The sequence below is a fragment of the Hoeflea sp. BAL378 genome, assembly GCF_000759435.1.
Taxonomy (GTDB): domain Bacteria; phylum Pseudomonadota; class Alphaproteobacteria; order Rhizobiales; family Rhizobiaceae; genus Hoeflea.
The window spans coordinates 19,234-38,583 of the sequence record NZ_JRJG01000065.1 but is presented as its reverse complement, the minus strand read 5'-3'; the positions used below and the strand labels follow the sequence as shown (position 1 = coordinate 38,583).

Below are 19,350 nucleotides of genomic sequence, written 5' to 3'. Positions count from 1 at the left end.
CGGGGCGGAGCATGCCAAAAGCAGGGCATGACAAACCTTGATTACCTGGCGATCGCCTGGTTCGCGCTGTCCTGGACCCTGTTCTCGCTGGCGTCGAACAACCACCTGCCAATCCGGCGGGTGAGCCTGACGACGGCGATGAACCAGCACCGCAAGCGCTGGATGCAGGTGGCCGCCCGGCGCGACCTGCGCATGATCGACACCGCCATCATGGCGGGGCTGCAGAACGGCACGGCCTTCTTCGCCTCGACGACGATCTTCGCCATCGGCGGCTGCTTCGCGCTTCTGGGCGCCACCGACCGGGTGCTGGCGGTCGCCGACGACCTGCCGATCCCGCTGGTGGCCGACCCGGCGGCGTTCGAACTCAAGGTGTTCGGGCTGATCGCGATCTTCGCCTATGCGTTCTTCAAGTTCGGCTGGTCTTACCGGCTGTTCAACTATTCCTCGATCCTGTTCGGCGCGATCCCGATGAAGGGCGACCTGCAGCCCGACGCCCAGCGGGAACTCGACGCCGCCGCCAACCGGGCGGCCTCGCTCAATGTTCTGGCCGGGCGGCATTTCAACGCCGGGCTGAGGGCGATCTTCCTGTCGATCGGCTATCTCGGCTGGTTCGCCGGCCCGCTCGTGCTGATGGGGTCGACAACGCTGGTGATTCTGGTGTTGGTCAGGCGGCAGTTCTTCTCCAACGCGCGCGACGCGATCCTCAAGGACACCCTCATCCCGTGACGCACTCCCATCCTGCCGGATCGGCCGGTCCGCGTGGACCGTCCAGAGCCCATGCCCCGAGCGTGCTTCGCGCGGCGATCCTCGACCTTCTCAGGCTTGCGGGGCCGGGCAAGAGCATCAGCCCCTCCGACGCCGCCCGCGCGCTGGCGGGATCGGACGAACAGCAGTGGAGCCGGCTGATGAAGCCGCTTCGCACTGTTGCCGTGGAGATGGCGAAGGAAGGCGAGATCGAAATCCGCCGCAAGGGCAAGACTGTCGATCCGTCCGGGTTCCGCGGCGTCTACCGCCTCGCCCTCCCCGGCCCGCAGTCGAGCCCGGAGCCGGGCCAAGACACGGCATGAGCCAGGTGCAGACATTGCGCGCGCCGACCCGGCTGGACATGGCGCTGATGCTCGCGACCGCGCTGATCTGGGCGTCGGCCTTCGTGGCGATCCGGATCGCGGTGCCCGAGACCGGGCCGGTCTGGCTGGCGGCGATCCGCGTCACCGTGGGATTTCTGGTGCTGCTGCCCTACGCGATCTGGCGCGGCATGGTGTGGCCGTCGTCGCGCGGCCAGTGGTCGATGATCTGCGGCATGGCGGTGCTCAACATGGTCATTCCGTTCTCGCTGATCGCCTGGGCCGGAAAGACGCTCGACGCCGGGGTGTTGGCGCTGCTGATGGGGACCGGCCCGTTCCTGGCGCTGATCGGCAGCCACTTCATGACCGATGACGACCGCCTGACGCCGCGCAAGCTGGCCTCGGTCGTCCTCGGCATGGCGGGGATCCTGGTCGTGGTGGGTCCGAGCGCGGTCGCGGGGCTCGGAACCGGATCGCTGGAAGCCAAGCTCGCCGCGCTCGGCGCCTCGCTATGCTATGTCACGGCGGGGCTGCTCATCCGCCGGATCGACATGCCGCCGGTGCGGCTGGCCTGCCTGGCGCTGGGCCTGGGCGCAGCGGCCCTGATCCCGATCGCCTTCCTCATGGAAAGCGCCCCGCCCACCGGACTGAGCGGCACGAGCATGGCCGCGCTCATCTATCTCGGCGCTTTTCCCACCGGGCTTGCCTATATCCTGCGCTTCCACCTGATCCGGACCATCGGCTACACGCGGTTTTCGCTGTCGGTCAACCTGATTCCGGTGTTCGGCGTGGGGCTCGGGGTGATCCTGCTGGGCGAGCCGCTGTCGCTCACGCTGATCGCGGCGCTGGCGCTGGTGCTGGCGGGCCTGTTCGTCGCCGGAGGCGGCAAGCGTCCGTCGGCGACCCCGGACGGGACTCCCTAGTCACGGATCCTGGGGCCGGCGGAGAGGAGTGCGGACACTGCCTCCCGCTTCACGGGCCGACGGCCGAAATCTCGACGCCTTTCGCCTTTACAGGATGAATCGGGCCATCCTTTTGCTAGGGTTGGGCCCTGAGTCGGCGGTCGCGCCGCGAGGATCATGGAGAGACGGGTTTGAGTGACGCCGCCGGCAAGGGACCGCCATCGCGAAACGCCGGACGGCGCATTGAACTGCTTGACCTCGCCCGCGGCCTGGCGCTGTTTGCGATGGCCAGCTATCATTTTTCCTGGAACCTCGAGCAGTTCGGCTATCTCGATCCGGCCACGACCACGCAGGGACTGTTCAAGCTCTATGCCCGGTCGATTGCCGGCAGCTTCCTGTTCCTGGCGGGAGTCAGCCTGATGCTGGCGCATGGCGAGACGCTGCGGCCGCGGGCCTTCCTCAAGCGCCTGGCGATGGTCGGCGGCGCCGCGGCGCTGATCACGCTGGTCACCGTCTTCGCTACGCCCGACCGGTTCATCTTTTTCGGCATCCTGCACGCGATCGCCGCGGCCAGCGTGATCGGCCTCTTGTTCCTGCGGCTGCCGGGCTTAATCACGGTGCTTGCCGGCGTGGCGTGCCTGGTGCTGCCGCACTACTACAGTTCCGACGTCTTCAATTCCGCCTGGCTCACCTGGATCGGCCTGTTCACGGTCGCGCCGCGGTCCAACGACTTCGTGCCGCTGATGCCCTGGCTCGGGCCGTTCCTGATCGGCATGGGATGCACCCGGCTCGCCGTGTCGACCGGCCTGACCCGGCGCCTGGCCGAAATCGGCACCGGCGACAGTCTCGCCTCGCGCGCCACGCGATTTTGCGGACGTCACAGTCTGGCCTTTTATCTGGTGCATCAACCGGTGCTGCTGGCCCTGGTCTGGACCGCGTCGCAGATCGCGCCGCCGCCGCAGGTCGATCCGCTGCCCGGCTTCGTCGCCGACTGCCAGGCCGGATGCGGCAGCGACCACAGCGCCGACTTCTGCGTGCGGTTCTGCGGATGCGTGACCGACGAGCTGCTTTCGAGGGAGCTGTTCACGCCGTTCCTGGCGGGCGAGATCGACCAGGCCGATCCGCGCATTCCGGCCATCGCCGAGCAGTGCACGGCGTTGTCAGCCGAGCCTTGAGGCATTATCGTGTCATTCCATAATGACAGATGGCCCGGTGTATTTAAGGAGCCTGTCCGCATGAACGCCTATCGGGCGAAACCGAATTATGTTCCGTGGCCGCCGCTTCTGCTGGTCGGGCTGACGCTGGCGGCGATCACGCTGAACCTGGCCGCGCCGCTGCCGCTGGCGTTCACCGGGATCCGGACGCTCGGGGGCCTGCTGATCGGGCTGGCGCTGGCGATCGACCTGTGGGCGATGAAGACCCTGCACGAATCCCACACCACCATCCTGCCCCATCGCGGCTCGAGCCATCTGGTCACCCACGGCCCGTTCCGATACAGCCGCAACCCCATCTACATCGCCAACATCCTGCTGATGATCGGCATGGGCCTGTTCGCGAAGAATGCCTGGTTCCTGCCGCTGGCGCTCCTCGACGGGCTGCTGACCCATTACCTGGCGGTCCGGCGCGAGGAGAACCATCTCATCGCCAGGTTCGGCTACCAGTTCGAAACCTATTGCCGCAAGGTGCGGCGCTGGATCTGATGCGCCGCAGCGCTGCGGTCGAGCCGGGACGCACCGGCACTCGCTAAAACTCTCGCTAATTCATTAAGTCGTTTTTCAAAGGGCGCGCGTATCGTGGTGGCACGGGCGCGATTGCCGCATTTCAAGGCCCGCACAACAGAGGACGGACGTCAGCGCGACGAAGCATTCGGCCCATCGGCCATGAGAGGTGACCCAAGACTCGCATGACCCAGCAACCTGACGCCCCATCGATCCGCCGGATCTCGTCGTTCATGTATGACGTGGAACCGCGCTTTCCCTTCAAGGCGACGCGCAATGCCGGCCATATCGAGTTCTCCCGGAACGCTCTCACGCTCGTTCAACAGCGCTGTTCGCTGCGCAATATTTCCCGGGCGGGCGCAATCATCGAGATCTTCGCGACGATCGAGCCGCCCGCGGCGATCACGCTCGAGATCCCGGACGCCCAGGCGGGCAAGATCGGTTGCGTCAGGTGGAGCGGCACCTCGTCGATCCGGATCGGCAAAAAGATCGCGCTGAGGCTGAGGTTTCTCAAGCTGCTGAGCGAGGAGCATGTCAGCCGCATCCTTGCCAGCAGCACGCTCGAGGGAGAGCCGCGCGACTTCGCCTTCTTCGTGTGAAGCGGATCCGCCGCCCCCTTGCGGGGACGGGTGGGCGCTCACAACGACGCGACAATCAGGTGTTGACGCCGATCTCGGCGAGCCGGGTCAGGCAGGATTCCTCGATATTGTCGAGCTCCAGCAGCGTTTCCTCGATGTCCTTGCGCTTCTGGCGCAGGTCCTCGCGCTTTTCCTCGACCTTGCGCATCAGCAGCCGCAACTGCCCCGCCTCGCCCGGCGGATCCTTGTAGACCTGGATGATCTCGCGGATCTCGGCGACGGTGAAGCCGATGCGGCGGCCCCTGAGGATCTCCTGGATCAGCCGCCGGTCGGCCGAGCGGAACAGCCGGGTGCGGCCGCGGCGCTCGGGCTGGATCAGGCCCTCGTCCTCGTAGAACCGCAACGTCCGGGTGGAAATGCCGAACTCGCGGGTCAATTCGGTGATGGTGTAATACTTGTCCAATTGCGGATCGGTCCTGACATACGCCGTGGCTTCTTACCCTTACGTATAAGTCAATATTCGCCGCGTGACCACCGCGCCGCCCGCGAATTCACACGAAGGACAGCCACCAGCCGGCAAGGCCGAGAAAGGCGAAGAAGCCGACGACATCGGTCACGGTGGTGACGAACACGGCCGATGCGATCGCCGGATCGGCGCCGATCTTGTCGAGCAGCAGCGGCAGCAGGATGCCGGCAAGGGCGGCGGCGAGCATGTTGATGACCATGGCGGCGGCGATGATGCCGCCGAGCCCGGCGCTCACAAACCAGGCGCCGGCCACCACGCCGATGATCAGCGCGAACAGGAAGCCGTTGATCAGGCCGACGGCGGCCTCGCGCCTTATGATGCGGCCGGCATTGTAGATGTCGAGATCGCGGGTCGCCAGCGCCCGGACGGTCACGGTCATGGTCTGGGTGCCGGCATTGCCGCCCATCGAGGCCACGATCGGCATCAGCACGGCGAGCGCCACCATCTGCTCGATGGTGGCGTCGAACAGGCTGATGACGGCCGAGGCCAGGATCGCAGTGCCGAGATTGATCAAGAGCCAGCTAAAGCGCGAGCGCACGGTGGAGACGATGCTGTCGGAGAGTTCCTCGTCGCCGACGCCGCCCAGGCGCTTGATGTCCTCGTCGGCCTCCTGGTGGATGACGTCGACGACGTCGTCGATGGTCAGCACGCCGACAAGCCGCTGGTTCTCGTCGACCACGGCCGCGGAGAGAAGGTCGTACTGCTCGAAGAGCTGCGCCGCCTCTTCCTGGTCCATCTCGGCGTCGATGCGGTAGCGCGCCTCGTCCATCACCTCCTCGATGCGGACCAGGCGCTTGGCGCGCAGGATCCGGTCGAGGGCGACCGAGCCGACCAGCTTGAAGGTCGGGTCGATGACGAAGATCTGGCTGAAACTGTCGGGCAGATCCTCCTCGTCGCGCATGTAGTCGATGGTCTGGCCCACGGTCCAGAACGGCGGAACGGCGACGAACTCGGTCTGCATGCGCCGTCCGGCGGTGTCTTCCGGATAATCCAGCGAGCGGCGCAGCCGCACCCGTTCGGTGAACGGCAGGGCGGCCAGGATTTCCTTCTGGTCGGCCTCGTCCAGGTCTTCGAGAATGTAGACCGCGTCGTCGGAATCCAGTTCGCCCAGCGCCTCGGCGATCCTGGCGTTGGGCAGCGCCTCGATGATCTCGAGGCGGATGGCCTCGTCGACCTCGGTCAGCGCTGCGAAATCGAAGTCGTCGCCGAGCAACGAGACCAGCGCGCGGCGTTGGCCGGCATTGATCGATTCCAGCAGGTCGCCGAGTTCGGATTCGTGCAGGCGGACGACATGCTCGCGCAGGAACAGCGTGTCGCGGTCGGCGATCGCGGCCCCGATCGCGGTCAGGTAATCCTGCCGGATCGATCCGTCCTCGCCGTAGATCTCATCATGATCCATGGCATCATTGGCGGCCTGGGGCGTGATGATGTCTTCGTCGAAGTCGGCGGGATCAGTCATGGCCATGGCTCGCGGATGGATTGCGTCGGCCTTAATCGGCAAACAGGTTTCAGGTGTGGATGGCGCGGGACGCAGGTGTTTTGGCACGGGCCACCGAACGCCGCCAGCGCCGCTTCGCACAGGAGTGTGTGTTTAATTCAAGCGAGCCCGGAAGGACAGGCGTTTTTTGGCGGCGGGCGGGCACCGGCCGCCTGCGTCCATCCTAAAAACCGCGCCGCGCGCCGCCATCGGTACCCGCGGTCGAGGTCGATCGCCAGCAACGGCCTGCCCGAAGCTTGCGCGAGACTTGCCGTTGATTTCGAAGGCGGTAGACATGCGGCAAAGAATCATAGCTTTTTATTTAGGACAGTAAAGCAAACCAGTATTGCAGTTGCGTGATTTGAGTTTCTTTCGGATCAACTCCTGTCAGGACGCACACATGACACATGCAATTCGACTGGCGAAACTCCAGAAAATCCATTCCGAGAAAGCACCGCAGATCATACGGCTGGCTTCGGACGCCAATATTCCGAATCGTCACAAGCAACTGATCTACGGATGCCTCAACAACTTGTGCCAGATTTCGGCACGCCTGTTCGGAGACCTGTCATCGGTGCCGGGCAATTACGATCTTCTTGAGCAGGCGGCCGAGCTCGACAAGGCGCTGCTGCAACTGCGCAGCCTCGTCGGAAGCCAGATCTCGGTGAGAGTGCAACCGGGACTGCAGCAGGCCGCCTGACCCGATCGACGTTTGATTCGAGTCCCTTGGCAGGTCATCTTCATGGACTCCATCAAGCGCGGTCCGGCCGGTGCGATGCGCGGCCGGCTTCTTCCGCCCGGTGCTTCCTCGCCCATGCGCCACGGATACGGGACGGTGGGTTCCGGACGCCTTCGGCTATGACCCGTTCCCGGACTGCGCAGGATCAGCGGGAGATCGGTTCCGGCGTGGCGGAGACCGGCTCCCGGGTCGGGGACGGCGGCGCTTGCGTCACGCAGGCCGACGGCCGCTCGGGCGCGAGCGCGAGAATGGTCTCCAGGCCGCAATTGCCGCGCACCAGATCCTCCAGCGTCACCATGTCGAGTTCGTGATAGAAGGCCTCGACCGCGCGGGTGATGAAGCCGCGCAGCCGGCACTCGCCGGTCAGCGGACAGGTGTTTTCGGCGCCGGCGAAGCATTCCGCGAAGGGAACGCCCGCCTCGAACAGCCGGAACACCCGGCCGATGCTGATGTCGCGCGGCTTGAGGGCAAGCTGCAGCCCGCCTGCCCGCCCGCGCATCGTCTCGACAAAGCCGTGCTGCTGGAGCTGGTGGATGACATGGCCGAGATGATTGTTGGAGGCGTTGCAGGCCCTGGCGATGTCGGAGGATCGCACCACCCGGCCGTCATGCACGGCGCAAAACATCAGCACCCGTGTGGCGAGATTGGTTCTGGTTGTCAGGCGCATGGCGAGATCCCGAGAGAGATGTTGGCGAACCCCTGGATTATACGCCCTGTGACAGGAACGACTTGATTCAGATCACATAAAACCGTTTCTCGGCAGCCATTATGCCGATCCGGAGGCCGGGCTGACGGCGCCCGAAGCCGGCGGCGCCTCTATTGAAAAATCTATATGTCCGAATGTCATCCGACGCAGGTCGCGGTGTGCGAGGACATCTGCGGCCGGGCCCCGGTCCGAACCATCGCGCTTGTCGCCGCCCGCCAAAGCCCTGGGCAGCCGCCGGCCAGGATGCGATTTCCGGCTTTGCAAGTCTTTGGGTAAGTCTCTGTCGTCACAGTGTCATTTTTGCGAGGAATGCGCTTGTGCAGCGCATATCCTTTTGCTACATGCAGCGCGCCGGACAGGTTTCGGCTCTACCACGTGCGGTCGTGGCGGAATTGGTAGACGCGCAGCGTTGAGGTCGCTGTGGGGCAACCCGTGGAAGTTCGAGTCTTCTCGACCGCACCATCAAACACCCGCTTCGGCGGGTTTTTTTGTGCCTGTGCCCGTCTTTGACTGCCGTGACCTGCCGTCGCGCATCCCCATTCCTGCACGGCTCCCCTGCGCGATCTCTGTTCCCTTTGCCGTCAAACGGTTCTAGAGAGAGGCCATGAACCAGCGCGACACGCTTGAAACCCGATTCTTTGCGAAGGACGGCAGCCCGCCCGTGAGGTGGCTCATCTCGGATGGGCTCACCCCCTACCCCGAGGCGGTGGCGCGGATGGAGGCGGAAGCCGAGGCGATCGCCTCGGGCCAGGCCGACGAACTGGTCTGGCTCCTCGAGCATCCGCCTCTCTACACCGCCGGCACCAGCGCGAAGGCCGAGGACCTGGTGGCGCCGGACCGGTTCGAGGTGCACCAGACCGGCCGCGGCGGCGAATACACCTATCACGGCCCCGGCCAGCGCGTGGCCTATGTCATGCTCGACCTCAAGCGCCGGCGCCAGGACGTGCGCGCCTTCGTCTCCGCCATGGAGGCGGTGATCATCGCCACGCTTGCGAGCATGAACGTCACCGGCGAACGGCGCGAGGACCGGGTGGGCGTCTGGGTGCGCCGGCCCGACCGGCCGCGGCTCCCGGACGGATCGATGGCAGAGGACAAGATCGCCGCCATCGGCATCCGCCTGCGCAAATGGGTGAGCTTCCACGGCCTGTCGCTCAACGTGGACCCGGATCTCGAGCATTTCTCCGGCATCGTGCCCTGCGGCGTGCGCGTGCACGGGGTGACGAGCCTGGTCGACCTCGGCCTGCCGGTGCCGATGCACGAAGCCGACATCCGGCTGCGCGAGGCGTTCGAAAGCGTGTTCGGCCCGACGCGGGACGCCTGACCCGAGCGATCGATTTCCCCCGGACGACATGCCGCCGTTGACAATTATCCCGTCGCCGCGGACCACCTGACCGCGCAGAGATCGGATCCTGATGCAGGGGGTTGCACGGACCGCGCGGCGGGAAACAACCCCTGCACGGCGGCGATCCGCCGAGAAAAGCCCGTGTAACACTGGACGCCGTGCGCCCAATGGCCGATACTGCCCGGGCCGGAACAGCAATGCCGACCCCGATTTGGCAGTTCCGGCTTTCACATCATGTGAGACCAGGGCGGGGCGCGGCCGATTTTCCGGCTGGCGAAGTCTCACCACGCCTGACGCGCCAAAGCCTGGCTTCCGGCCACACGTTCACGCGTATGCCATGGGGACCACGCAGCGGCATCATCTTGACGAGGCCTGCCCGTGCGCGCACCCGCGCCCATGACAGGCGGCCTGGTTCATTGATCCAAAGGACGGACAGCCATGAACGGAATGACAGCGGAAACCCAAGCCGAAACCTATGATGACGGCGACACGCTGGGCGGCAGAATCACCCGCGCCCGCGACCTCGCCGCGTTGACCCTGTCGGATGCCGCATCCCATATCGGCGTCACCGACGAAACGCTGGCCGAATGGGAATCAGACCGCTCCGAACCGCGCGCCAACAAGATCATGACGCTGGCCGGCGTCCTCGGCGTCTCGCCTGCCTGGCTGATCAGCGGCGCGGGCGACGCCCCGCAGGCGCCGGGGATCTCCGTCGCGGTCGATGAGATGTCGGGCGAGATCAACCGGCTCAGGGAGCTTGCCCTGCAGATCACCGCCACCGTGGAGATCCTGGAAAGCCGGCTTGCGACCCTGACTCGGGCCATCAACGACTAGGACCTGAAGCCGGTCGTTTTCAAATGGCGGAATCCGGACTGGACAGGCGCCAAATCAAGACGTTGGAGCCGTTTGTTCGCGTCCGGCATGACGAGATGCGCCACAAACCTCAAAAACAGGCTTGAGCCGGACCCGCCGCTCTGGCAGGTTCGGCCCCACATCACAGACAAGACCCGGGAGCATGGGAATGGACGTTCGCGCAGCCGTAGCTTTTGAGGCGGGTAAGCCGCTTGAGATCACCACCGTCCAGCTCGAGGGCCCCCGCGCCGGCGAGGTGCTGGTCGAAATCAAGGCCACCGGCGTGTGCCACACCGACGAGTTCACGCTCTCGGGCGCGGATCCCGAAGGCATCTTCCCCGCCATTCTCGGCCATGAGGGCGCGGGCGTCGTGGTCGATGTCGGGCCGGGCGTGCGGTCGCTCAAGAAGGGCGACCACGTGATTCCGCTCTACACGCCCGAATGCCGGGAATGCGAATACTGCCTCAACCCCAAGACCAACCTGTGCCAGGCGATCCGTTCGACGCAGGGTCAGGGGCTGATGCCCGACGGCACCTCGCGGTTCTCCGTGGGCGGCAAGCCGATCTTCCACTACATGGGCACCTCGACATTCGCCAATTTCACCGTGCTGCCCGAGATCGCGCTCGCCAAGATCAATCCCGACGCGCCGTTCGACAAGGTCTGCTACATCGGCTGCGGCGTGACCACCGGCATCGGCGCGGTGATCAATACCGCCAAGGTCGAGATCGGCTCCAAGGCCATCGTCTTCGGCCTGGGCGGCATCGGGCTGAACGTGCTGCAGGGCCTGAGGCTCGCGGGCGCCGACATGATCGTCGGCGTCGACCTCAATCCCGGCAAGGTCGAGATGGCGAAGCGCTTCGGCATGACCCATTTCGTCAACCCGTCGGAAGTCGAGGGCGACCTGGTGCCCTATCTGGTCAACCTCACCAAGGGCGGCGCCGACTACACCTTCGACGCCACCGGCAATGTCAAGGTGATGCGCACCGCGCTCGAATGCGCCCACAAGGGCTGGGGCGAATCGATCATCATCGGCGTGGCGCCGGCAGGGGCGGAAATCTCCACCCGTCCGTTCCAGCTCGTCACCGGCCGCTCCTGGCGCGGCACCGCGTTTGGCGGCGCGCGCGGCCGCACCGACGTGCCCAAGATCGTCGAGTGGTACATGGAAGGCAAGATCGAGATCGACCCGATGATCACCCACACGATGGGGCTCGAGGGCATCAACGAGGCCTTCGACCTGATGCACCGGGGCGAAAGCATCCGCAGCGTCGTCGTCTACTGACGGTTTCCGCCACGCCCGCCCGATAAAAAGGGGAGCCGATGCGGCTGCGCATCCGGACCCATAAAAGCCGCGCCCGACCGGACCTTTTTCGGGCGTGGCGCGTTCCCGTCACTTCATCCCACCGATGCACCCTGAACCGGACGGTTTGCCCATGAAGATCATTTCCGAAGCCAAGGCCCATGGCGGACGCCAGGGCGTGTATTCGATGGACTCCGAGGCCTGCGGCTGCGAGATGACCTTCGCGGTGTTCCGGCCGATCCAGGCCAAGGAGCACCTCTGCCCGGTCGTCTGGTTCCTCTCCGGGCTCACCTGCACCCATGCCAATGTGATGGACAAGGGCGAGTACCGGCGCATGGCGGCGGAGCTCGGCCTGATCATCGTCTGCCCCGACACCAGCCCGCGCGGCGACCATGTGCCCGACGAGCCGGACAACTGGCAGTTCGGCAAGGGCGCCGGGTTCTATCTCGATGCGACGCAGCCCCCCTGGTCGCGCCACTACCGGATGGAAACCCATATCCTGAGCGAGCTCTCCGACAAGATCGCCGGCCATTTCGCCGTCGACATGGGGCGCCAGGGCATCATGGGCCACTCCATGGGCGGGCATGGCGCGCTGACGCTGGCGCTCAAGCATCCCGACCGGTTCAGGAGCTGTTCGGCCTTCGCGCCGATCGTGCAGCCGTCGACGGCGGACTGGTCGCGCCCGGCGCTGGAGAAGTATCTCGGCGCCGACGAGGCCGACTGGCGCCGCCACGACGCCACGCTGCTCATCGAGGACGGCGCCCGGTTTCCGGAATTCCTGGTGGATCAGGGAACGGCCGACGGGTTTCTGGAGAACGGCCTGCGCCCGTGGCTGCTCGAAGAGGCCTGCAGGACCGCCGGGATCGGGCTCACGCTGAGGATGCAGGAGGGCTACGACCACTCCTACAATTTCATCTCCACCTTCATGGACGACCATCTCGCCTGGCACGCCGCGCGGCTGGGGTGAGCGGAGGCGGCGTCACTGGCTGTCGGGATCGCTGCAGTCATTGTCTAGGGTGATGATGCAGGGCTCATCGGCTGCGGGCGCGGCAGGCAGGGGCGCGGCATCCGCCCGGACTGCGGGCGCCGTGTCCGGCACCGCGACGGGGGCGCCTGGCACGGCCGCGGCGTCGACCGGGGCGACAGCGTCTTCGACGCGCTTCTCGCCCTCCTCCACCGGCTCCGGCGTGAGCAGCGGCCGGCTCAGGTCCAGCGCGGGCGTGTCCGGTCGCACGTCGACAGTCAGCGATGTCGGGGTCACGGTGCCATTCAACAGCGGATCGGCGGCGAACAGGGCGGCATCATCCAGCGGCTCGGGCTTGAGTTCCGGCCAGGCGACCGTGCGTTTGACGCCCGCGACCGGATGTGGTGGCGCGCCGGAGAGGCCGAGCAGCGCCCGGATCTCCTCCGCCAGCCTGTCGATGAGGACGGTGTCTGCGCTGCGGCCGGCGCGGGCCGGCGCGCTGGCGTGCACGAGCCGGCTTTTCAGCACCTGCCCGGTTCCGGCGTCGATCACCGTGAGATCGAGCGTGGCGGACTGGGTCGAGGGGCTGAAGAACCCCAGCGCAGCAACCTCGGCGTTGCGGTCGAGCACCACGATCCTGAGGATCGAGGTCAGGCCGATATCGGAGGTGGCGCGCCCGGCGGTCAAATCGAGTCGGTGCTGCAGACGGTCGGCGAAGCCGAAATCGGCCATGCTCTGGGTCGTGACCCGGACCTCGGTCACCGTGAAAGGGTGGGTCGGCTCGACCGGCTTCGGCCTGCCCGCGCACGCCGCCAGGACAGCTGCCAAGCCCAGAAGGATCAGCGCCCGCGCGAGGCGCGCCAGAAAATGCTTGCGGTGAGCCACGCCCTGTCTCCGGACAACTGAAGGTCATCCGCAATTTCGCAGTTTATGGTTAGCGCATGGTTAAGACGGCCGGTCGGCGCAATATGGACATGCGCCGGCCGCGTCGCTTTGCCGATCGTGACGGCATCGGGGTCGGCGCCGGATACCGTTCTACCGGGACGCCAGGATCAGCGCAGCCGCCTCGAAATCGATGAGCCGCTTGGCGCGGCGGGCGGCGGCCTCGTAATCCTCGCCCCAATGGGCGATGTTGAAATCCTCATCGGCATGGGCCGCGGCCCAGATTTCGGCGGGCTTCGCCTCGCCTTCGGCCAGCGCCAGCGCCAGCACCAGCGATCCGGTGAGCGAGGTGACCGTGTGCAGCGCGGTGAGCTCGAGCGGCGTCGCGTAGCGGCGCAGCAGCGCGGCGATGGCGCGGATCGCCTCGGAGGGCTGCTCGACATGGACGATGCCTTCCGACAGCACCAGCCGCGCGCCCCTGCTTGCCGCCCAGTCGAGATAGGGATCCCAGAGTTCCGCCTCGCGCGCGACCAGCGCCTGCGGGGCTTCGGCCCGGTAGCAGATCAGATCGGAGCCGGCATAGCGCAGGATCTCCTCGAACACCGCCTCCTGCGCCGCCGCCACGCCGTCGATCGCCGTGGTGAGCATCCGGGTGAGCGGCATGGTCGAGGGGTCGATCACCTCCCGCTGCGCCTGCCACTCCGCCGCGACGGCCTCGGCCAGCTCCGGCCTGGCGATGCCGAGTTCCTTGCGCGAGGGCGTGCGCACCGGCTTGCCGTCGAGCGCGACGACGAAGCCGCCCTCCGAGCCCGGCATGACCGCCGCCTGCTGGTAGAACCGTTTCGGCAGGGCCTTCTTCAGACCAAGCTGGGTTTCGCGGACCGGATCGGACATCTTGTCCTCTCCCAGAACCTGACCGCCGAGAATGTCGCGCATCACGCGTCTCCTGTGGTTGCCGCATGCCCGGCCCATCGGGCGAGCCCCGGTCAAAACCGGGCCTGCGGTCCTTCGATGTTCTACAGCGCGATCCGCGCATCCGGACGGATGGGCGGCGCTGCGATGAGGGCGGCGATTTCGGCGGCGTGGCTGACCACGTGGCTTGCCCCCGCGGCCCGGAGCGCGTCGACCGGCCCGTAGCCCCAGGACACGCCGATGGCCGAGGCCCCGGCGCTCACCGCCATCTGCATGTCATAGACCGCGTCGCCGATGACGAAGGTGCGCTCCGGCCCGATGCCGGCTTCCGCGCAGCATTCGAGCACCATGGCCGGATGCGGCTTGGAGGGGCAGTCGTCGGCGGTGCGGGTGGTGACGAAGGCGTCCGTCAGGCCGTGATGGGCCAGGATGGCGTCAAGCCCGCGCCGCGACTTGCCGGTGACCACGCCGAGCATCACGTCGTCGCGGGCGGCAAGGCCTGCAATCAGTTCGAGAAGCCCGTCGAAGGCGGGTTCAAAAGACGCGCCGCTTTCGCGGTAGAGCAGGAAGTGCTGCTTGTAGCGCGCGGTCATGGCGGCGACCTCGGCATCCAGCGGCCGGCCCAGCATCTGCGCGATGGCGATGTCGAGCGTCAGGCCGATGACCGACTTGGTGTGCGCCAGCGCCGGCCGGGCCATGCCGAAATCGTCGAAGGTCAGCTCCATGCAGGCATGGATGACGCCGGCGCTGTCGACGATGGTGCCGTCGCAATCGAACAGGGCGAGCTTCATTCGTCGCGCTCCCCGGCGGTGGCCTCGTCGAAGCCGAGCAGGTTCCAGCTCTGCACCATGTGCGGCGGCAGCGGCGCCGTGACCGACAGCCGGCCGCCATCGGGATGGGGCACCGAGATGTGCCTGGCCAGAAGATGCAGCCGGTTCTGCATGCCGCTCGGAAATTCCCAGTTCTTGTCGTACTCGAAATATTTGGGGTCGCCGAGGATCGGATGACCCAGATGCAGGCAGTGGATGCGGAGCTGGTGGGTGCGGCCGGTATAGGGTTCGAGCTCGAGCCAGGCGAGGTTCTGCGCAGCCTGGTCGACGACGCGGTAATAGGACACCGCGTGATCGGCGCCCTCCTCGCCATGCCGGGCGATGCGCATCCGGTCGCCGTCCTCGGTGGCCTCCTTGACCAGCCAGGTGGAGATCTTGCCTTCCTTGGCCCGCGGCACGCCCTTGACCAGCGCCCAGTAGGTCTTCTTGGTGGTGCGCTCGCGGAACGCCGCGGTCAGCGCCTGGGCGGCGCTGCGGGTGCGGGCCACCACCAGCACGCCCGCGGTGTCGCGGTCGAGCCGGTGCACCAGCCGCGGCTTCTCGCCCCGCTTGTTGCGCCAGGCCTCGAGCATGTCGTCGACATTGCGGGTGACGCCGGAGCCGCCCTGCACGGCGAGACCGGCGGGCTTGTTGAACACCAGCACCTTGGCGTCCTCATGCAGCAACATCTGCCTGAGCACATCGTCGTCGTCGCGGTTCTTCATGGTGTTGGCGGTGAGCGGGCCGTGCGACTTCTCGTCGACGCCCATGGGCGGGACGCGCACGGTCTGGCCCGGCTGGATCCGCGTGTCGGACTTGACCCGGCCGCCATCGACCCGGATCTGGCCGGATCTCAAGAGCTTCTGAAGCTGGCCGAAGCCGAGGCCGGGGTAATGCGCCTTGAACCAGCGGTCCAGACGCATGCCCGCTTCTTCGGGATCAACCAGTATGAGCTGTACGCCCGCCATATCGATAATCTCTTTGACCTGGGGTTATCAGAGCTGGCGCGCCAGCCAGAGCCCGCCAAACAACGCCAGGATGGACACTGTCACGCTGGCAATCACATAGGCTGCCGCCGCCGTCAACGCGCCGCGCTCGTAAAGCGTCGCCACATCGAGCGAAAACGCCGAAAAGGTGGTGAATCCGCCCAGAAACCCGGTGGCGAGCAGCAGACGGAGATGGGAATCGCCGGCCGAGCGGCGCGCCAGCCAGGCGATCAGCAGCCCCATGGCGAGCGAGCCCAGGATGTTGACCGCCATCGTGCCCCAGGGAAAGCGGCCGCCCGAGACGCGCATCACCGCCATCGACGCCAGATGGCGCGCCATGGCGCCCAGACCGCCGCCGAGGAAAACGAGCACGAGACCATTCATGAAAGGCTGCTTAGCCGAAAACCGCGCGGCGATAAAGCACTACCGGACAAGTGCGGCGCAATTGCAGGGCCGGAAGCGAGACGCCCCGGGGCGGCCGCGACGATCACCCTCTCACCTGGAAACCGTGCCTGCGCTCAGGTCCTCGCTGCCAGCGCGATGTCGTCGGCGAAGTCCCGCAGGAAGCTGTCGAGCGCCGCCCAGTCGGTGAATTCATGGTCCCTGGTGGTGTCGACCGGGCCGCCCTCCTTGGCCGCCAACTGGCGCATGAGCATGCGCTTGAAGAAATCGTATTCGAGATATTTCAAGGCGCCGGCCGCGTGATGGACCTTGGGAATGTGAAATCCGGTCTTCTTCTCGAGCTTGGCGGGAAAGCCTTCCGCCTCGGCCCGTTCGTCGGCGCTGTCGCTGCGAATGCCGAGCGAGACCGAGACCAGGGCGGTCGGGACCTCGGCCAGCGCCGCCTTCCAGTCGATGATGAAGCGCGCCACCGAGTCCGGATAGCGGCCCATATGGATCGGCGCACAGATGAGGACGCCCTCGAACCGGCCGGGAACCGCGAAGCCGGGCTCGCGGACATCGCCGAGCACGACGCCATGCCCCATCTTCTCCAACTGTGCTGCGGCATGTTCGGCGATCTTGCGGCTATGCCCTTCGACCGTGGCGTAAAGAACCAGAACGCTCATTGACTCTCCTCCGTTTCCAACGAGACCGCATCATGCCCGGCTGCGGGTGACGCGGCATTGATGCACGTCAAATGGGTGGGTGGGGCCACCCGGAGCGCGGCTTCCGCCTCAGGGCAGCAGCTTTCTCAAGTCGCCGGAGCCCATCGGTCGGTGCAGCGGGACCTCCCGGATCTAGGTCTTGGCCCTGCGCGCCAGCTCCAGCAGCGTTTCGCCGGGCAGTCGCGGCGACCGGCCTTCGGCGAAGGCCTCGTCGACCAGCCGGCAGATCAGTTCGTTGACCGGCGCCGTGCGGCCGTGCCTGCCCGCCAGCACCGCCACGGCGCCGTTGAGAAAGCGGGTCTCGGGCGCCCTGCCCGCCTGGAGATCGTCCCAGGAGGAGGACCGGGCGGTGTCGTCCATCCGGAGCTGCTGGCGGGCGACGATCCGGAACAACCAGGTGGGCAGGCGCAGCACCTTCGGGATCAGCCGCGGATTGGTGCGGGTTGCGCCGGTCGCCCTGATCCCCGCCGCATCGAGCGCGGCCAGCAGTTCCTCCATGGCCATCGCCAGCACATGGCGGTAGCCCGGATCCTCGAACTGGCGCCGGAGCGGCAGGCCCGAGAGCACATTGAGGCCGTTGTTGAGGTTGAGCAGCAGCTTGCCCCACTGCACGGCCTCGAAGTCCGCGCGCATCTCCAGTTTCAGGCCCGAAGGCCTGGCGAGAGCCGCCAGTCGGGCGGAGGCGTCGGAGGGGCCGACGAGCACGGCGCCTTCCATGGCGCAATGCACCGCGTTGGGCGAAAGCCGGGCGACGTTGAACGGGACGGTCCCGGCGACGACCTGATGACCGGGCAGAACGGATTGGAGGACATCGACATTGCCGACGCCGTTCTGCAGGCTGATCACCGTCGCGCCGGGCTTGATCGATGCGACGAGATCGCGCGCCGCAGCCTCGGTGTCGCCGGACTTGGTGCAGAACAGGATGATATCGCAGTCTGCGAGGACCGGCGCGGACCCCGCGGCGTAACGGCCGGGCTTGAGTTCGGCCTTGAAGCCGTCATAGCGCGACACCGACAGTCCGCGTCCGAGCGCTTCCAGCGTGCGCCCGCGCGCGGCGAAGGCCACCCGCGCGCCGCCTTGCGCCAGCATGCCGCCGACATAGAGCCCGATGGCGCCGGCGCCCATGATGCCGATGGCGGATCCTTGCGCGGTGCTGTCGCTGGCCATGCCGCCCTACCCCTTGCCCGCGCGCTCTTTCCTGAGCCGCGCCCAGAAATCGAGCCGCTTGCGGAGGTCGCGTTCGAAGCCGCGTTCGGGCGGGTCGTAGAAGGTCTTGCGGCCCATGGCTTCCGGGAAATAGTCTTGGCCGGAGAAGGCGTCGGGCTGGTCGTGGTCGTAGAGATAGCCCTCGGAGTAGCCTTCGGCCTTCATCAGTTTGGTGGGCGCATTGAGGATGTGCCGGGGCGGCAGCAGCGAGCCGCCTTCCTTGGCGGCGCGCATGGCGGCCTTGTAGGCCTTGTAGACGGCATTGGACTTGGGCGCGGTGGCGAGATAGACGCAGGCCTCGGCCAGCGCCAGCTCGCCCTCCGGCGAGCCCAGGAAGTCATAGGCGTCCTTGGCGGCGTTGGCGATGACCAGCGCCTGCGGATCGGCCAGCCCGATGTCCTCCGACGCCATCCGCACCAGCCGCCGGCTCAAAAACAGCGGGTCCTCGCCCGCGTCGAACATGCGGCAGAGATAATAGAGCGCCGCGTCGGGATCGGAGCCGCGCACTGCCTTGTGCAGGGCCGAGATCAGGTTGTAGTGGCCGTCCTGGCCCTTGTCGTAGACCGGGGCGCGGCGCTGGACGACGTTGACAAGGGCCTCGGTGTCGAAGGTCTCGCCCTCGCGGGCGGCGCGCCAGACCTCCTCGGCCAGCGTCAGCACCGCGCGGCCGTCGCCATCGGCCATTCGCAGCAGGCTCGTGCGCGCGCCTTCGTCGAGCGGCAGCTCCTTGCCGGTCTCCTCCTCGGCGCGCTTGAGCAGGCTTTCGAGGCTCTCCTCGTCATGCGGCTTGAAGGTCAGCACGCGCGCGCGGGACAAAAGCGCCGCATTCAATTCGAAGGAGGGGTTTTCGGTGGTGGCGCCGACCAGCACGATGGTGCCGTCCTCCATCACCGGCAGGAAACTGTCCTGCTGGGCGCGGTTGAAGCGGTGGATCTCGTCGACGAACAGCAGGGTCTGGCGGCCGCCCATGCGACGGGCGCGCGCCGTCTCGAACACCTTCTTGAGATCGGCCACGCCCGAGAAGATCGCCGAGATCTGGTCGAAGGCGAGATCGGTTTCGCCTGCGAGCAGGCGCGCGACCGTGGTCTTGCCGGTGCCCGGAGGCCCCCAGAAGATCATCGAGCCGAGACTGCCCGAAGCGATCATGCGGGTGATGGCGCCGTCGGGACCGGTCAGATGCGGCTGGCCGGTGACTTCGGAGAGCGTTTTCGGCCGCAGCCGGTCGGCGAGCGGGCGGTGTCCGCCTTGCGCCGCACCGGCGGTGGCGAAGAGGTCACTCATGGC

At 66.7% G+C, this 19,350-nt stretch carries 22 protein-coding genes and 1 tRNA gene; 12 read left to right on the top strand and 11 right to left on the bottom strand.

Annotated elements, in window-relative coordinates:
* The first annotated feature begins 27 nt into the window (after positions 1-27).
* The 6 genes from LL06_RS14885 (at position 28) to LL06_RS14860 (ending at position 4,283) form a co-directional block, all read left to right on the top strand.
* Entirely contained in the window at positions 28-726 is a 699-nt protein-coding gene (locus LL06_RS14885; protein WP_035528389.1) for a DUF599 family protein, read from the top strand.
* On the top strand, positions 723-1,067 hold the full coding sequence (locus LL06_RS14880; protein WP_244447143.1) for a DUF3253 domain-containing protein: 345 nt from the start codon (positions 723-725) through the stop codon (positions 1,065-1,067). The genes LL06_RS14885 and LL06_RS14880 overlap by 4 nt, the downstream gene beginning before the upstream one ends.
* The gene (locus LL06_RS14875) at positions 1,064-1,987 is read left to right on the top strand and encodes a DMT family transporter (RefSeq protein ID WP_052161596.1); all 924 of its coding nucleotides are present in this window, start codon (positions 1,064-1,066) and stop codon (positions 1,985-1,987) included. The genes LL06_RS14880 and LL06_RS14875 overlap by 4 nt, the downstream gene beginning before the upstream one ends.
* Before the next feature lie 170 nt (positions 1,988-2,157).
* A complete protein-coding gene (locus LL06_RS14870; RefSeq protein WP_035528381.1) occupies positions 2,158-3,141 on the top strand; it encodes a heparan-alpha-glucosaminide N-acetyltransferase in 984 nt (327 codons plus the stop codon).
* 60 nt (positions 3,142-3,201) lie between these two features.
* Positions 3,202-3,666 (top strand): isoprenylcysteine carboxylmethyltransferase family protein, encoded by a 465-nt coding sequence (locus LL06_RS14865; protein WP_035528377.1) that lies wholly within the window; start codon positions 3,202-3,204, stop codon positions 3,664-3,666.
* A gap of 203 nt (positions 3,667-3,869) precedes the next feature.
* Positions 3,870-4,283 (top strand): hypothetical protein, encoded by a 414-nt coding sequence (locus LL06_RS14860; protein ID WP_152599628.1) that lies wholly within the window; start codon positions 3,870-3,872, stop codon positions 4,281-4,283.
* Between the two features lie 55 nt (positions 4,284-4,338).
* Here the strand turns inward: LL06_RS14860 and LL06_RS14855 are convergent, their stop codons facing one another.
* Both LL06_RS14855 and mgtE read right to left on the bottom strand, forming a co-directional pair.
* The gene (locus tag LL06_RS14855; protein ID WP_035528371.1) at positions 4,339-4,725 is read right to left on the bottom strand and encodes a MerR family DNA-binding transcriptional regulator; all 387 of its coding nucleotides are present in this window, start codon (positions 4,723-4,725) and stop codon (positions 4,339-4,341) included.
* Positions 4,726-4,813: 88 nt separating this feature from the next.
* Positions 4,814-6,187 (bottom strand): magnesium transporter, encoded by a 1,374-nt coding sequence (mgtE, locus tag LL06_RS14850; protein ID WP_244447146.1) that lies wholly within the window; start codon positions 6,185-6,187, stop codon positions 4,814-4,816.
* Between the two features lie 478 nt (positions 6,188-6,665).
* On the opposite strand from mgtE, the gene LL06_RS14845 reads away from it, so the two are divergent.
* A complete protein-coding gene (locus LL06_RS14845) occupies positions 6,666-6,965 on the top strand; it encodes a hypothetical protein (protein WP_035528368.1) in 300 nt (99 codons plus the stop codon).
* Positions 6,966-7,149: 184 nt separating this feature from the next.
* Here the strand turns inward: LL06_RS14845 and LL06_RS14840 are convergent, their stop codons facing one another.
* A complete protein-coding gene (locus tag LL06_RS14840; RefSeq protein ID WP_081963987.1) occupies positions 7,150-7,671 on the bottom strand; it encodes an Rrf2 family transcriptional regulator in 522 nt (173 codons plus the stop codon).
* 416 nt (positions 7,672-8,087) lie between these two features.
* Here LL06_RS14840 and LL06_RS14835 point away from each other — a divergent pair.
* The 5 genes from LL06_RS14835 to fghA all read left to right on the top strand — a co-directional run bounded on the left by LL06_RS14835 (position 8,088) and on the right by fghA (position 12,168).
* Positions 8,088-8,172, top strand: a tRNA-Leu gene (locus LL06_RS14835).
* 142 nt (positions 8,173-8,314) lie between these two features.
* On the top strand, positions 8,315-9,031 hold the full coding sequence (gene lipB / locus LL06_RS14830) for a lipoyl(octanoyl) transferase LipB (protein WP_035528366.1): 717 nt from the start codon (positions 8,315-8,317) through the stop codon (positions 9,029-9,031).
* 459 nt (positions 9,032-9,490) lie between these two features.
* Entirely contained in the window at positions 9,491-9,886 is a 396-nt protein-coding gene (locus tag LL06_RS14825) for a helix-turn-helix domain-containing protein (protein WP_035528364.1), read from the top strand.
* 187 nt (positions 9,887-10,073) lie between these two features.
* The gene (locus LL06_RS14820; RefSeq protein ID WP_035528363.1) at positions 10,074-11,183 is read left to right on the top strand and encodes an S-(hydroxymethyl)glutathione dehydrogenase/class III alcohol dehydrogenase; all 1,110 of its coding nucleotides are present in this window, start codon (positions 10,074-10,076) and stop codon (positions 11,181-11,183) included.
* A gap of 151 nt (positions 11,184-11,334) precedes the next feature.
* Positions 11,335-12,168: an S-formylglutathione hydrolase gene (gene fghA, locus LL06_RS14815; RefSeq protein ID WP_035528361.1), complete on the top strand. Its 834-nt coding sequence runs from the start codon at positions 11,335-11,337 to the stop codon at positions 12,166-12,168.
* Positions 12,169-12,180: 12 nt separating this feature from the next.
* On the opposite strand, the gene LL06_RS14810 is transcribed toward fghA, so the two are convergent.
* The 8 genes from LL06_RS14810 to LL06_RS14775 form a co-directional block, all read right to left on the bottom strand.
* Complete coding sequence (locus LL06_RS14810) at positions 12,181-13,050, bottom strand: hypothetical protein (RefSeq protein ID WP_035528360.1); 870 nt, start codon at positions 13,048-13,050, stop codon at positions 12,181-12,183.
* A gap of 150 nt (positions 13,051-13,200) precedes the next feature.
* Positions 13,201-13,983, bottom strand: coding sequence for an ATP12 family protein (locus tag LL06_RS14805; protein ID WP_035528358.1), 783 nt, complete (start codon positions 13,981-13,983; stop codon positions 13,201-13,203).
* A gap of 80 nt (positions 13,984-14,063) precedes the next feature.
* Positions 14,064-14,750: an HAD-IA family hydrolase gene (locus LL06_RS14800; protein WP_052161594.1), complete on the bottom strand. Its 687-nt coding sequence runs from the start codon at positions 14,748-14,750 to the stop codon at positions 14,064-14,066.
* Positions 14,747-15,736: an RluA family pseudouridine synthase gene (locus LL06_RS14795; RefSeq protein ID WP_035528357.1), complete on the bottom strand. Its 990-nt coding sequence runs from the start codon at positions 15,734-15,736 to the stop codon at positions 14,747-14,749. The genes LL06_RS14800 and LL06_RS14795 overlap by 4 nt, the downstream gene beginning before the upstream one ends.
* A 27-nt stretch (positions 15,737-15,763) precedes the next feature.
* Positions 15,764-16,138, bottom strand: coding sequence for a fluoride efflux transporter CrcB (gene crcB, locus LL06_RS14790; RefSeq protein ID WP_035528356.1), 375 nt, complete (start codon positions 16,136-16,138; stop codon positions 15,764-15,766).
* 134 nt (positions 16,139-16,272) lie between these two features.
* Positions 16,273-16,821 carry a flavodoxin domain-containing protein gene (locus LL06_RS14785; RefSeq protein WP_035528354.1) on the bottom strand — a complete coding sequence of 183 codons (549 nt, stop codon included), beginning with the start codon at positions 16,819-16,821 and terminating at the stop codon, positions 16,273-16,275.
* A gap of 171 nt (positions 16,822-16,992) precedes the next feature.
* Positions 16,993-18,027 (bottom strand): 2-dehydropantoate 2-reductase, encoded by a 1,035-nt coding sequence (locus LL06_RS14780; protein ID WP_052161593.1) that lies wholly within the window; start codon positions 18,025-18,027, stop codon positions 16,993-16,995.
* A 6-nt stretch (positions 18,028-18,033) separates the two neighbouring features.
* Positions 18,034-19,347 carry a replication-associated recombination protein A gene (locus tag LL06_RS14775; protein WP_035528352.1) on the bottom strand — a complete coding sequence of 438 codons (1,314 nt, stop codon included), beginning with the start codon at positions 19,345-19,347 and terminating at the stop codon, positions 18,034-18,036.
* Positions 19,348-19,350 lie beyond the last annotated feature (3 nt).